We start from the raw sequence: 12,601 nt of genomic DNA on the forward strand, positions 1-12,601 counted from the left end.
ACACCTCCGCTTGTCTGGGCGCGTCAGGCGGTCTGTGCCCTGCCTCGGAGGAACACAGCGACGGCGACGGCGGCAGCGACGCAGATGCCGCCGTTTACCCAGATCGCGGTCGTCACCCCGTCGAGCACGGCAGCAGCCTCCGGGAGGGCACTGCCGAGCGCGACCGCGGTGAAAACGGCGCTCATGATCGGGGTGCCCATCGTGATGCCCACCTGCTGGCTCATGGTGGTCAGACCTGTCGCGAGGCCTTGCTCGTCGTCCGGGAGCCCGGAGGTGGCGGTGATCATGAACCCGACGATGACGACCAGGTTCGCAACTCCCCCGACGAACGTCGCGACGAGGACCAACCAGATCGACGCTTCGGCAGCGCTGATCAGGACCAGGAGCAGCGTCGCCGCGCCTTGGACGAGGAACCCGCCCACGATCGCCGCCTTGTTCCCGAATCGGCCAATGATGCGCGGTCCGACAAGGCCGCCGACGACGGTGCCGATGCCGAGCACGGCGAATGACAGCCCCGCCTCCAACGGTGAGTACCCGAGCACCTTCTGCAGGTAAAGGGTGAGGAGGAACACCAGCGACGTCTCGGTGACGAAGGCCAGCATCCCCGCGACGTTGCCCCATGAGACGTTCGAACGGGTCAGGATCCTGAGCGGCACGAGTGGGAACGCCGCACGTCGCTCGATGAGTGCGAAGGCGATGAAAAGCACGACGGCAGCGGCGAACGAGACCAGGTTCACGGGGTCCGTCCAGGACGTCTCCGCGGCACGGGTCAACCCGAACACGAGCGCCAGCAGACCGAGCGTGACGGTGATCGCGCCCGGGGCATCCAGCCGGGTGCGCTGCGCAGCACGGCTGTCCTGCAGGACCCTCGGCGCGACGATGAGGACGCCGACCGCGACGGGGACGTTGATCAGGAACGCCCACCGCCAAGACAGCAGGTCGGTGAGGAGCCCGCCAAAGATCGCACCGGTGGTGAAGCCCGCTGCCATCAGCGCCCCGTTCAAGCCGAGCGCCTTGTCACGGGCCTTGCCTTCCGGGAATGCCCCGAGCAGGAGCGCGAGCGCTGCGGGGACGACGATCGCCGTCGCGAACCCCTGCGCGACGCGTGCGGTCAGGAGCACGGCGGGGCTGATGGCGAGGCCGCCGGCGAGGGAGCCCGCGCTGAGGAGCACCATGCCGATGAGGAACATGCGGCGGTGACCGGCGATGTCCGCGACTCGACCCATCAGCAGTGTGAAGCCGGCTGCGCAGAGCGCGAACGCGGTCGCGATCCACTGCAGGTTCTCGAGGGCGAAGCCCACGTCCGCTCCGATGGTCGGTAGGGCGACGTTGAGGATCGAGAAGTCGACGGCGAGGGTGAAGCTCGCGGTGAGGAGGATCACCAGTGCGACGCGTTGCTTCGCAGTCATCACCTGCCCGTCGTCGCCGGTCGGGGTGGTCGTCGTGTGTTCGGTCGTGTGTTCCGTGGTCACGGTGACCCTTCCTTCGTGCACGGGCGGAACGAGTCCGCAGTGGGAGTGCTGTGCTGCAACGATCGCGATGCGGTGACAGATCAGCCACACCCCGCCGTGCCTGTCACTGCCAGTGACAGGACGGATTCGTCTACGTCGCACGAGAATGGGGAAATGAACGGTCCGAACGAACTGGGGAACTTCCTTCGCGTCCGTCGCGCCGCCCTGCGGCCCGAGGACGTCGGGCTGCAGGGGTACGGTGTGCGCCGCGTCCCGGGGCTGCGTCGCGAGGAGCTCGCGATACTCGCCGGGGTGAGCGCGACGTACTACTCACGGCTCGAGCAGGGGCTGAGCACCAATGCGTCGGAGGCGGTCATCGCGTCGATCGCGCGGGCACTGAGCCTCACCTCGGACGAACGTGCGCACCTGTTCAACCTGGCTCGGCCCGAGCACTCGGCTCCGAAGCGCAAGAGCGTCCTGCGGCCCGACCACGCCCGTCCCGGGACGATCCGGTTGATCACGTCGCTGGCGTCAACGCCAGCGGTGATCATCGGGAAGCGCAGCGAAGTGCTCGGGTGGAACGCGCTCGGGCACCGGCTCGTCGCGGGGCACCTGGACTTCGACAGTCCGGAACGCACGAACGTCCGACCGAACATGACGCGGATGCTCTTCCTCGACGCTCACACCCGGGAGCTGTACGCCCGGTGGCAGGAGGAAGCGGTTCGCGCCGTGTCGTCGCTCCGAGTCCTCGGTGGGAGGAACCCCGACGACGCCGAGCTGACGGCGCTGGTCGGGGAGCTGACGGTGAAGAGCCCGGAGTTCGCCAAGCTGTGGGCGAAGCACCCGGTGGAGAACTGTGTGTCCGGGGCGAAGTCATTCCGGCACCCGGAGGTCGGCGACTTCGAACTGAACTTCGAAGTGCTCACGCCACCGGACGACTCCGGTCACCGCGTGCTGATGTACACGCCGGACGCCGGCTCCGCCGGTTCCAACGCACTCAAACTCCTCGGCCGTGAGGTCGAGGAACGAGCCACGGATCTCGCGGCAGCCACCTGACTTCGACGGCAGGACGGAGGGCTGTCGCCGTGCCAGGATCGAGTTATGGGGGAAACGATCGTGCTGCCGGCTCAGGATCCGCGGCGAGCTGCACTTGAAGCCGACGGGTGGGTCATCGTGGCTCGGTCGTTCGGAGCGCAGCTTCACTCAGACGGCATCAACGATCAGCGATTGCACGCGTTGATTGCCGGCGCTGGCGGATTGGTGCGGGAGCTCGGAGACGCAGACGTTGATGCCGTGTTGCACCTGGACGCGATAACGATCGAGGATTACCCGGGGAGTACTGCGACGCAGCACACGCCCCTCGACCGACGTGCAGCCACGCCGGGCGTTTCGAGGCGGGCGTTCGGCGCGTTCGGGCCGGACGGCGATCTCGTCTCGATGACGTTCGTGAACGTCGACGGAGTGGAGGCTGAGACGCACTTCACCGTTGTCCACCGAGCCTGGCGCGGTCAGGGTTTGGGCATCGCCGTGAAGGCGGCTTCCGTACTCGCGCTCGCAGAAGAGGGCGTCACCCGATTTCGCACTGGCGGTTCCGCGGACAACGTCGCGATCCTCCGAGCGAACGATGCGGTGGGCTACGTCCGCGACGAGGAGTGGGTGACGCTCGAGCAAGACGTCCGGTAGCCGATCGGCTATCGAGACGGGTGCGCCGCTATGCCGCCGAAAAACGATCAATGTCGCCGGGTGAGCACTCCTGAGACAGCGAGCAGCAGGAGCGCGACCGTCGCCATCACCGCGACAGCCAGTGGCGTGCCCGCAGTAGCGATGAGGACCCCCGCCAGCGCGCTGCCGATCGAGCCACCGACGTTGTGGCTCGTGTTGACCCAGGTGGTCGCCGCGTTCTGACGGTGCTCACCACCGGCGGCGTGCGCGGCGATGTACGCCACGACCATGACCGGTGAGAAGAAGACGCCGGCGGCCGCGACCACGACGCTGACCGCTACCGCGCCGGTGACCACCACGATGAGTGACGAGAGAGTCAGCAGCCCGAGCGCGAGTGCGATGAGTTGCCGCGCCGGGGAACCGGGCACCTTCACCGCGCCGTAGACGAGTCCACCGACGGCGCTCCCGCCCGCGAAGAGCCCGAGCGCCACACCGGCCGCGGCCGCACCTCCGTGGTCGGTCAAGATCACCGGAAGGGCGACGCTGAGGCTGCCGGAGACACTGCCCGCGACGAGCGCCGGGAGCAGGACGGCGACGAATCGAGGTTCTGCGAGCAGGGAACGACGGCGTTCAGCAGTTTCGTCACGAAGACGCCCACCCATCGCACCGACGGTGGGAGTCGCGACGAACAGGAGGCCGCCGACGACGACGAGCGCGGCTGGGACGAACAGCGCGAGACCCGGGACGATCACCACGAGTGCCAGTCCGGCGGCGGCCGGACCGACGAGGTAGAGCAACTCCTCGACGACGGCATCGAAACTCAGTCCCTTGCGCAGCAGGTCCCCCTTCGGGACGAGCGCTCCCCAGGCGACGCGCATGGTCGGTCCGATCGGCGGAGCGACCGCGCCTGCGGCGACGGAGAGGACCATGAGCAGCGCGCTCGGACCGTCCGCCAGCGACGTGATCGCCAGCACGGCGACCGCACCGCCGAAGAGGAGCACGAGGACCCCGAGGACCGGGCGGGCGCCGTGCTGGTCGATGAGCCACGCGCGGGCGGGTGCGAGGAGACTCGCTCCGGCGCCGTAGAGGGCGACTGCGAGACCTGCCTGTGCGATCGAGCCGGTGGCGTCGGAGACGGCGTAGAGCAGCGGGAGGAGGACGAGGGCGTATGCCGCGCGGCCGATCAGTGCGGCGGAGAAGGTCGGGAGGACATGTGGTGTTGCGAGCGCGTCACGAAGACGCACAGTCCGGGTGGACATGAGCGAAGAACTCCAAGGGGAAAAGCACGCCCTGGGGCGTGCTGATGAAGTGAATCAGAAGGCCGCGCGCTCAGAAACGAGCGCGGCTCCCGATCAATCCCTTGTAGTGAGCATCTCCCAAGCCTATCGACCGCTGCGGCGCGACTGCGTCATGTCCGGTAGCCGATCCCCCTACGGACGCTTTGTCAGACCTGTTCGGCGCTGTGGTCGAAGGCAAGCGGCAGCAGGTCGCTCGCTGTCACGCTCACGAGGCCGTCAGGTCCGGGCAGGATGACGCGAACGTGAGGGTGGTAGTCAGCGAAGACTTGGCGGTCGCGGCCACACGGGCTCTTGACGCCCCGGCCATGGTTGCCCACGGCGACCACGTGCGTCAGTTCGGTGGCGCCGCCGGCGCGGGCTGCTCCGAGCGCCACGAGTTCGGCACAAGGTCCGCCCGTGAAGTGGTAGACGTTCACACCGGTGAAGATCCGGCCGTCTGCGGCGCGAACAGCTGCACCCATGGTGTGCACACCGTCCTCATTAGGGCCCGCATCAGTGACGGCATCGATGGTCGAACGAGCTGCCTCGACAAGGGCGTGGTCCTCGTCTGTGAGGACGGCGGCAGAGGGCGGAAGGGCACCGAACATGCTTCGACACTAGGGCGCGCGGGCGTTCCGGAAGGGGATCGGCAAACGAGACACCGCGTTGAGCTGCGAGCGTGTCAGACGAGGGCGCTGTCCGGCTTAACCTCGAACGCTTCGAACCTTGCGTCGGCGAGCACGCTCGCGATCAGCGGGCGTGGCCCGGCGACGATGGTCGAGTCGGTGTCGATTTCGGTTGCGACGACCCAGGTGTGGTCCTCTGGCCAAAGCAGCTGCGGCGTGTGCCCGACCCCGAAGCGCGTGCCCACCCGGGGATCGTCCATCCACGAGGGACCCGCCAACTCTGGCAGTGTCATCCCCAGCACGATGTACTCGCGATGCGGCAGCTGAAGTCGTGGCCCGGCCAGGGACGCGCGGAGTGCCTCCTGCTCGACCCGATGCCGGGTTGCCATGCGGGCTGCACAGGCCTGGAGTTCGGTTTGCTCGGAGGCGTCGGGCGTTCCGCCCTGCCACCCGACGGCCAATGTGGAACCACCATTCAGATCAGCCCAGCCGTCCCAAAAGGCTGCCAACACGTCGAGCGGGGTGGTGGTCGCGGCCGTGAGGTGCTCCGTCAGCGCTCCGAGCTGCGTCGGGTCGAACCACCCTTCCTCGGGGACTTCGACCCGCCACCCGTCGTCGAGGACCAGCTCAATCTCATCGTCGCGTCCGCTCACCTCGCTCCAAGCCACGTCGGGGTGCACGGCCCGTCCGACCCTCGCGGCGACGTCGGACCACCGCCACACGCTCGACTCGAGCACCAACGGTTCACCGTGTTCGTCAGTGGCCGACAGGTCGTCACGGAACGCGTTCAGCGGGTGCAGCACTCGGGCGTATGCCTCGAACCCGGCGCCGGCCGTCCCGCCGACGGTCCCGAAGGCTTGCATGCGCGGGATCAACCAAGCAGACCGAGCGAGGTCGATGATCAACTCCATCCCGCCGATCGTAGTGCGCTGGTTGCGGGCGATAAATTCGTAATGATTTGCCCGCGAAAGAAACTGACGGGCTCGATATGAGCCGACCCACTTGCCCGTCTCGGTGAACGATCGACAACCGCCGGGCGCCGGGCGGATCAAGGCAGGATACGCGGGAGGCGAAGCTCACCCCAGGCGAATGAACTCTCTGCGATGAAGGTCTGCAAGTCGCCCTGCACAGCGCGAACCAGTTCTTCCGGGTCGACGTCGAACGGCAGGGTGCTCGACCCGCCCTCCTCATCGAGTACCTCCCACCTGACCCACGTCAGGTCCACGCCGACACTGTCGTCATCTGAGAGCTCCTGCCCGTCGCGGCTCCGTTCGAGGCGGTACCTCAGTGTCCGCCGTTCGCGGTCGTGCAGCATCGCGTCGAACATCGGCTCGAGGAGCTTCTTCACGTCGGCTACGGTCATCGATTTGCGCACCCCGCGAGACTACTGACAGGCCAGATCGAAGCTCACGTCCGGGACCCGAAGCACCCGCGGGCGTCCGATAGGCGATCGGCTATCGAGACGCCGAAGCGCTCCTTGCCATCTCTAGGATCGCGACATGGAGTATTACCGGATCAGTCAAGACACCCTGGCGCAACTGTCGCTTCACGACGCGATGGTCCGGTCATCAGTGGCCCGTAGGCGGCACTGGGCTCCGCTGGATGTACGAGCGGCGTTTCCTGGAGTGCCGGAGCACGAATTCGAGACGGCGCAACAGCGACTTGACGAGCTGGAGTCGGACGCGGCTCGGTGGGCTTGGTCGCTGCGCGAAGCGGGAGGCTTGACCGAGACCGAGGTACGCGACGCGCATCGTGGCCTCTATCCCGAGTTCTCGGATGTCGCGGTCGGAGACCTGATCGGGCTCGCCATGGACATGCAACGCTGATCGCTACTCCTATCGGCGTCATCAAGCCGCGCCCGGTAGCGGATCCGCTAACGGTGCAAGCTGATGCGGTGACTTCCAGTGCGACGATCCCGGCCCCACGCGCGGTGAGAGCTCTGGCCTCTGCCCTCCTTGCAGTCGTGGGGGCGGCCGCCGCGTTCATCGCTGGGTGTTCACCACATCGTCCACTGCAAAGCATCCTTGCCAGCGTTGTGGCTGTTGTTGCGGTTGTGGCTTTTACTCGGGCAGTGCGGCGGCGTATGTGTTGACTCCCGACGAGCTCATCCTTCGAGACGTGTTGTCCACGCGCGCGATCCCGAAGAGCGACATCGTCGGATTCCCTGCAGCCGCGATAGTTGAACGGCGATACTCCTGGGGAAGCACGCGGCGCGAGGTCTTCCTGCTGTTCCGTGAGGACCGAGCATTTGGGGCGGAAGAGCGGACCCTCGCCCTGGCGCGCCTCCGGCACTGGTTGCGGCCTGGACAATAAGCGACGGCCAACTGAAGCCCGTCCCGGTAGAGGATCGGCTACCGGACGCATCTTGGTGATCGCGACTGGCTTGGGCCGGCAGCCGCAAGTTCGCGAGCGCGCGCCCCGTAGCCTGTGATTCATGCGCCACCGATCATCAGCCCGTGATGGACAAGCTCGGCGCGCGCCCATGAAACTCGGCCTGAGCTTCTACATCGCGGCCCTCGTAGTAGGAGTCGGCTCAGTTGTGATGCTCTTTCTCATCCCTGGCTTCGGGAGCTGGTTCTTTCTCGCGCTGATGGTGACAAGCGGGCTCCAAGTGACCGGAATGCTCCTCCGCGCGCAACCTCCAAAGTGAAGAGAGACCGGCCGATCGGAACTGGTCGATGTCCCTCCGCGCAGGTACGCCTGACAGTGCGGCGTCGACGTTGAGTGCGCTCGGATGTGACTCCCGTGCCGTCCCGGTCGGCGATCCCTGAACGGGACTGGCATGCGTGTAGCAAAGTGGTGTGATGGTCGGAGCTAATCGAGCGTTGCTGGACGCAATATGTGCGCAGGTGCTGTCCGCCCCGGTGCCGGGCGTTCGCATCGTGGCGGTGGACGGCCCCTCGGGTTCGGGGAAGAGCACGTTGGCGGCGCCGCTGGCTGCACATCTCGATGCGCCGACGATCGAGATCGATGACTTCGTCTCTTGGGTTGACTTCGCCGGGTGGTGGCCCCGGTTCGAGGAGCAGGTCCTGCAGCCGCTGCTCCGAGGACAGGATGCGGTGTACCAGCGTCGCGACTGGACGGGGGATGAGTTTGGGGCAGGCCTCGGAGAGTGGCGGACCGTTCCTTGGTCACCGGTCGTGGTCGTCGAAGGCGTCACGTCGACGAGAGCCGCGGGGCAGGCTCAGCTGGCGTGCCGGATATGGGTCGAAGCGCCGGCCGAGGAGCGTCTTAATCGTGGAGTTGCGCGGGATGGCGAGGGTCACCGCGGGCTGTGGGAGCGATGGATGCGCGAGGAAAGGAAGTTCTTCGAGCAGGACCAAGCGCGTGCCCGAGCCGACTTCGTTGTGTCAGGAGTAGACGCACCCAATTGAACCGTCCGGTAGCCGATCGGCTACTGAGACACTGGGCGAGTTGACCTTCCGTCTAATCTGAGCTTGCTGGACGCGGTGATAGCTGCATCGTCAGCCGCCGCCGATCACAGAGGAACGTCGTTTGATCTCACTCACTGCCGCGCTGGGCATCGCTCTGATCGAGTTGGGCCTAGCGCTCACCCCAGGACCCAACATGATGTACCTCGTGTCGCGGAGCATCAGCCAGGGGTGGCGGGCCGGAATCAGTTCGCTGTCCGGGACGGCAGTTGGCTTTGTCGTCTACATGGTGATGGCCAATCTCGGCCTGTCCGCCGTCTTCCTCGTCGTCCCCTGGCTCTACATCGCCCTCAAGGTCGCCGGTGCTGCTTACCTGCTCTGGCTCGCGTACAAGACCCTCCGCCCAGGCGGTAAGTCACTGTTCGAGACGAGCGAGTTGCCCCGCGACTCGTTCGGCAAGCTCTTCCGCATGGGGCTCCTCACGAACCTGCTCAACCCCAAGGTCGCGATCCTGTACCTCGCGCTCATCCCGCAGTTCATCAACCCCGCCGCTGGCAACGTTGTCGCGCAGGGATTCCAGCTCGGCGGCATTCAGATTCTCGTCGGCGTCATAGTGAACGGCGCGATCATCTTGGCCGCGGGCTCAGTGGCCGCCTTCCTTCAACGCAAGCCAACCTGGATGCGCTGGCAGAAGTGGGTCACGGGCACGATCCTCGGTGCGATCGGTATCAAGCTCGCGATCGACGCACCAAGCGCTGCAACTGCGCCGTAGCCCCATCGGCTACTGAGACGGACCCAGGTTCACTCGTCGGAGACGTTTCGGAGTCGGAGGAATGCGGGGGTGAGCATCGGTATGGCGGAGAGGATGAGCCCGAAGGCACCGATGAAGACACCGGTCCTAGACGGGTGCGCCTGCCAGTTCGAGTCCTTCGACGATTTCAAGCACGTCTGCCACCTGCATGCCTGTGACAGTACGTTGACCCATCCCCTGCCGGACGCGATTCGGCAAGTGAGCGCTCGTGGTCGCGGCTTATTCGCCGACCTGCCCGTCGACGGCCTCACGGAGGAAATCGGCGTGGCCGTTGTGGCGGGCGTACTCCTCGATCATGTGCATGAGGATCCACCGCAGGCTCGGTGAGCGCCCATCCCGCCAGACACTGACCGCCTTCTGGCCCAGGCCGCCCGTCTCGTAGGCTCTGAGTGCAACGGACCGGGCGTGCATCACGGTGCCCTCCCAGAGGGCGAGCAGCTCGGCCGGATCCTGCCCGATCGCGGAGTCCCAGTCCCAATCCGGAGTGGCTGCCCAGTCCACCGAAGCCCACGGTTCCCGACGGGACTGACCGAGCAGGCAGCCGTCGAACCAGCCGTGTTCGACGTACGCGAGGTGCTTCATCAGTCCGGCGAGGGTCATGGTCGACGGCGGGAGCGGCCGGGCCAGCTGGGCAGCGTCGAGTCCTGCGATCTTCCAGGCGAACGTCGCCCGCTGGTAGTCGAGGAACCCGTTCAACGTGGCCCACTCGTCGCCCCCGACGTCCGGCTCGATCCTGCCGTGCTTGTCCACGCCCGCGTCCATGCTCGGACGATACCGGCAGTTACACCCTCTCGGGGGCGCGTGTTCCGCTCAACAACGTGTCCGGTCGCCGATCCCCTTCTGGAACGACCAAGAGCGACCGAGGCGGCGTTCGGTAGCCCACCGGCTACCGGGACGCCGTGCTTGGCTGGCACACGTGGCAGATAAACCTCGTGGCACTGTGCTTGTCGATGCGGCACTGGAGCACGTACCCGCCCTCATCCGGTCCGCAGTGGCAGGGATCCCACGTTCCTCGATCACCGACATCGATGGCAGCACTGCGGTCATCACACAACGGTCGGGCGTCCTGATCCCCCGTGCCGAGGTCATCACCCTAGGGTTTCGCCCCGCCGAAGACGGTCTGGTGGAGGTTGTCATTTTGGCCGCTCGGCGCGGAGGGCTGACTGCTCCCGACGCAGTGCTGTCTCAATTCGAGAGGTCACTCTTGGCGTCGATCCGCACAGCCTCGAAGAAGGCCAGGCACTAGGCGTGCGGTAGCCGATCCCCTACCGAGATGCCACGCACCACGCTGTCGACATCGCTGTCGTCGACCGGCCGCATTAGACCTAGGGTTTCGGTCGGGAGGGAAGATGCGGTGGTGGACTCGGCTGCATGCAGCCGTCGGAGGCAGCGGGGGCGTGATCGTGCTGTCGGTGTGGGTGGTGCCGTGGGCGCTGGTACTGACAGCCTGGGTCTTCCTGCATTGGGGGCCGGTGTGGCATCGGTCTGCGTTCGACCAGGGCTCGCCTCTGCGGCCGACGGAGTGGGCGAAGGAAGGCGCTGATGCATTGTTCGTGCCGGCGCTGGTCGGGGTCGTTGGGTTTGTGTTCCTCCGGGTTGCCCCCGGCCGTCGGATCCCGCTCTGGTACTTCACATTGGCGCTGCTCTCCGGAGGGGTCGGATGGTCCCTCATGTATTTCGCCCTCGGGCTTGAGCATTTGGATTGCACGAATTCCTGCGTACCTGTCGTGCCGTCTTATGCAGCGATCGACGTGTTCAACCGCGTGACCGCATGGTTGTGCCTGCTACCCGCGACGCTTGGGCTGATCTCCGCCTTCGGAGTTCGTGTACTTGCGCTCGTCAGGCGCTGTTCCGGTCGGTAGCAGGGCGTCCGCCGGACCACCGTCCGGTCACGGATCGGGATACGGCACACCTGTTCGCAAGTTCTTGGTTATGGTCTGCTCATGGCATCGGAGGTTTCGAGCTCGTATTCGCGCCGCGCCGCTGAGTACGCCGAACGGCTGGGATCCATGACGGCGGTGCATCCATCCGATGTGCACCTCGTCTCTACGTGGGCTGCGGGGGTTGAAGGCTCGCTGCTGGACGCCGGCTGCGGCCCGGGCCATTGGACGGCTTACCTCCGAGCGCTCGGTCATGACGCCCGGGGAGTCGACCAAGTCGCCCGATTCATCGAGCACGCCCGGGCTTCGCACCCGAGTGCGCCGTTCGCAATCGGGAACGTCGACGCACTCGACGACCCGGCCGACAGCTACGGCGGAGTTCTCGCCTGGTATTCGTTGATTCACCACGAACCGGAAACCATTCGTCGTCCTCTCGAGGAGTTCGCGCGCGTGCTCCGGCCAGGCGGCCGCCTGCTCGTCGGCTTCTTCGTTGCCGACAACGTGAAGCCGTTCGACCACGCCGTTGTCGCCGCCTACCAGTGGTCGAGCGCGGTGCTCGGTAAGGAGCTGATCGCTGCGGGTTTCGATGTCGAGGAAACACACACCCGAACGGCGTCAGCACCCAACCCTCGCCCGCATGGCGCCATCCTGGCCCGCCTCCGCCCCGCCGGCTAAAGCTCGTCCGGTCGAGGATCGCTCAACGAGACGGCCGAACGTGCCCTACCGTCGGATGAGTGAGGGGTCGAGATGCCGACGAGTAGCTGGGTGGGCCTGGGCATATCGCTGGCGATTTTCGCGACGGTGGAACTCCTGTTGCGCAAAACCCTCGGTCGGTACGCCTACAGGCGTTGGGCGCAGATTGGCGTGCGGAGGCTGGTCAAGACCGAGCAGTGGTGGACTCGGTTCACGCTCGTTCCCGTCGTCGTCATCTACTGCGTCGCTTTGATCTGCCTGGCCGTGGGGGTCGTGCAAGCGTCTGCCCGGTAGCCGATCGGCTGCCGGGCGCCTTCACCGTTCAGGAGAGTGGGCTGAGCACGACGCAGCCCGTTCCAGCATCGACCCGCAAGACCGGTGGACCGTCTCGCTGTCCCTCGGCCCGAGCGACGACATCCTTGCCCACTGCTGAACTCACCAGCCGCAGGAGGCGAACGAGCCCGTCGACGGCTTCGTCATCGACCATCTCCCGAAGGTCGAAGTCAAACTCGATGGGGGCTCCCCAGCTGAAGAAGAAGTTGACCTGGACGCCGTCGGTCGGCCAGACGGAATACTGTTCACCTTCGTTTTCTTCGTCACCTTCTCGGCGCTCCTCAACGCGGACCCAGGGTGCGCTCCAGAGGGCGTCGCGTAGCGTGTTCACGTCAGCCTCGTGGGACCCGACCACTTCGGCGTCAGGAAGGGCCAGCGGGTCCAGACCGTCAGCTTCACGGAAAGCCTGTCGAAAGGCCGCAGCCGTGATCTCATCGTTCACGACTCGAACCTCTCAGCTTGGCCCGCTGGGCGCAACGTGCCTGTGAGGGATCGGC

General features: G+C 66.2%; 15 protein-coding genes. 7 read left to right on the forward strand and 8 right to left on the reverse strand.

Annotated features, from left to right (window positions below; genetic code table 11):
* Nucleotides 1-23: 23 nt before the first annotated feature.
* Nucleotides 24-1,409, reverse strand: a complete 1,386-nt coding sequence (locus DEJ31_RS11340; RefSeq protein WP_111121956.1) for an MFS transporter — start codon at nt 1,407-1,409, stop codon at nt 24-26.
* A gap of 216 nt (nt 1,410-1,625) precedes the next feature.
* On the opposite strand from DEJ31_RS11340, the gene DEJ31_RS11345 reads away from it, so the two are divergent.
* Both DEJ31_RS11345 and DEJ31_RS11350 read left to right on the forward strand, forming a co-directional pair.
* Nucleotides 1,626-2,507 (forward strand): helix-turn-helix transcriptional regulator, encoded by an 882-nt coding sequence (locus tag DEJ31_RS11345; RefSeq protein WP_111121894.1) that lies wholly within the window; start codon nt 1,626-1,628, stop codon nt 2,505-2,507.
* Nucleotides 2,508-2,552: 45 nt separating this feature from the next.
* The gene (locus tag DEJ31_RS11350) at nt 2,553-3,134 is read left to right on the forward strand and encodes an acetyltransferase (RefSeq protein ID WP_111121895.1); all 582 of its coding nucleotides are present in this window, start codon (nt 2,553-2,555) and stop codon (nt 3,132-3,134) included.
* 47 nt (nt 3,135-3,181) lie between these two features.
* Here DEJ31_RS11350 and DEJ31_RS11355 read toward each other — a convergent pair whose 3' ends face one another.
* The 4 genes from DEJ31_RS11355 to DEJ31_RS11370 all read right to left on the reverse strand — a co-directional run bounded on the left by DEJ31_RS11355 (nt 3,182) and on the right by DEJ31_RS11370 (nt 6,364).
* On the reverse strand, nt 3,182-4,372 hold the full coding sequence (locus DEJ31_RS11355) for an MFS transporter (RefSeq protein ID WP_111121896.1): 1,191 nt from the start codon (nt 4,370-4,372) through the stop codon (nt 3,182-3,184).
* 185 nt (nt 4,373-4,557) lie between these two features.
* Complete coding sequence (locus DEJ31_RS11360) at nt 4,558-4,998, reverse strand: cytidine deaminase (protein ID WP_111121897.1); 441 nt, start codon at nt 4,996-4,998, stop codon at nt 4,558-4,560.
* Nucleotides 4,999-5,072: 74 nt separating this feature from the next.
* Nucleotides 5,073-5,927, reverse strand: coding sequence for a hypothetical protein (locus tag DEJ31_RS11365; protein WP_111121898.1), 855 nt, complete (start codon nt 5,925-5,927; stop codon nt 5,073-5,075).
* Nucleotides 5,928-6,064: 137 nt separating this feature from the next.
* Nucleotides 6,065-6,364, reverse strand: a complete 300-nt coding sequence (locus DEJ31_RS11370; RefSeq protein WP_111121899.1) for a hypothetical protein — start codon at nt 6,362-6,364, stop codon at nt 6,065-6,067.
* A 151-nt stretch (nt 6,365-6,515) separates the two neighbouring features.
* On the opposite strand from DEJ31_RS11370, the gene DEJ31_RS11375 reads away from it, so the two are divergent.
* The 3 genes from DEJ31_RS11375 to DEJ31_RS11385 all read left to right on the forward strand — a co-directional run bounded on the left by DEJ31_RS11375 (nt 6,516) and on the right by DEJ31_RS11385 (nt 9,159).
* A complete protein-coding gene (locus tag DEJ31_RS11375; protein WP_111121900.1) occupies nt 6,516-6,842 on the forward strand; it encodes a hypothetical protein in 327 nt (108 codons plus the stop codon).
* Between the two features lie 975 nt (nt 6,843-7,817).
* Nucleotides 7,818-8,390: a uridine kinase gene (locus tag DEJ31_RS11380; RefSeq protein WP_220034860.1), complete on the forward strand. Its 573-nt coding sequence runs from the start codon at nt 7,818-7,820 to the stop codon at nt 8,388-8,390.
* Between the two features lie 121 nt (nt 8,391-8,511).
* A complete protein-coding gene (locus DEJ31_RS11385) occupies nt 8,512-9,159 on the forward strand; it encodes a LysE family translocator (protein ID WP_110902880.1) in 648 nt (215 codons plus the stop codon).
* A gap of 29 nt (nt 9,160-9,188) precedes the next feature.
* Here the strand turns inward: DEJ31_RS11385 and DEJ31_RS17235 are convergent, their stop codons facing one another.
* The gene (locus DEJ31_RS17235) at nt 9,189-9,329 is read right to left on the reverse strand and encodes a hypothetical protein (RefSeq protein WP_181433515.1); all 141 of its coding nucleotides are present in this window, start codon (nt 9,327-9,329) and stop codon (nt 9,189-9,191) included.
* An 88-nt stretch (nt 9,330-9,417) separates the two neighbouring features.
* Nucleotides 9,418-9,960 carry a DinB family protein gene (locus tag DEJ31_RS11390; RefSeq protein ID WP_111121902.1) on the reverse strand — a complete coding sequence of 181 codons (543 nt, stop codon included), beginning with the start codon at nt 9,958-9,960 and terminating at the stop codon, nt 9,418-9,420.
* A 635-nt stretch (nt 9,961-10,595) separates the two neighbouring features.
* Here DEJ31_RS11390 and DEJ31_RS11400 point away from each other — a divergent pair.
* A complete protein-coding gene (locus tag DEJ31_RS11400) occupies nt 10,596-11,060 on the forward strand; it encodes a hypothetical protein (RefSeq protein WP_111121904.1) in 465 nt (154 codons plus the stop codon).
* Between the two features lie 81 nt (nt 11,061-11,141).
* Complete coding sequence (locus DEJ31_RS11405; protein ID WP_111121905.1) at nt 11,142-11,753, forward strand: class I SAM-dependent methyltransferase; 612 nt, start codon at nt 11,142-11,144, stop codon at nt 11,751-11,753.
* 340 nt (nt 11,754-12,093) lie between these two features.
* Here DEJ31_RS11405 and DEJ31_RS11415 read toward each other — a convergent pair whose 3' ends face one another.
* On the reverse strand, nt 12,094-12,546 hold the full coding sequence (locus tag DEJ31_RS11415) for a hypothetical protein (RefSeq protein ID WP_111121907.1): 453 nt from the start codon (nt 12,544-12,546) through the stop codon (nt 12,094-12,096).
* Nucleotides 12,547-12,601 lie beyond the last annotated feature (55 nt).

It is taken from the genome of Curtobacterium sp. MCPF17_031 (genome assembly GCF_003234035.1).
Taxonomy (GTDB): Bacteria; Actinomycetota; Actinomycetes; order Actinomycetales; family Microbacteriaceae; genus Curtobacterium.

Bases quoted from the DNA above. Each gene is read 5' to 3' on its own strand.
- DEJ31_RS11340 (WP_111121956.1), bottom strand. From the start codon at position 1,409: ATGACTGCGAAGCAACGCGTCGCACTGGTGATCCTCCTCACCGCGAGC.
- DEJ31_RS11345 (WP_111121894.1), top strand. From the start codon at position 1,626: ATGAACGGTCCGAACGAACTGGGGAACTTCCTTCGCGTCCGTCGCGCC.
- DEJ31_RS11350 (WP_111121895.1), top strand. From the start codon at position 2,553: ATGGGGGAAACGATCGTGCTGCCGGCTCAGGATCCGCGGCGAGCTGCA.
- DEJ31_RS11355 (WP_111121896.1), bottom strand. From the start codon at position 4,372: ATGTCCACCCGGACTGTGCGTCTTCGTGACGCGCTCGCAACACCACAT.
- DEJ31_RS11360 (WP_111121897.1), bottom strand. From the start codon at position 4,998: ATGTTCGGTGCCCTTCCGCCCTCTGCCGCCGTCCTCACAGACGAGGAC.
- DEJ31_RS11365 (WP_111121898.1), bottom strand. From the start codon at position 5,927: ATGGAGTTGATCATCGACCTCGCTCGGTCTGCTTGGTTGATCCCGCGC.
- DEJ31_RS11375 (WP_111121900.1), top strand. From the start codon at position 6,516: ATGGAGTATTACCGGATCAGTCAAGACACCCTGGCGCAACTGTCGCTT.
- DEJ31_RS11390 (WP_111121902.1), bottom strand. From the start codon at position 9,960: ATGGACGCGGGCGTGGACAAGCACGGCAGGATCGAGCCGGACGTCGGG.
- DEJ31_RS11405 (WP_111121905.1), top strand. From the start codon at position 11,142: ATGGCATCGGAGGTTTCGAGCTCGTATTCGCGCCGCGCCGCTGAGTAC.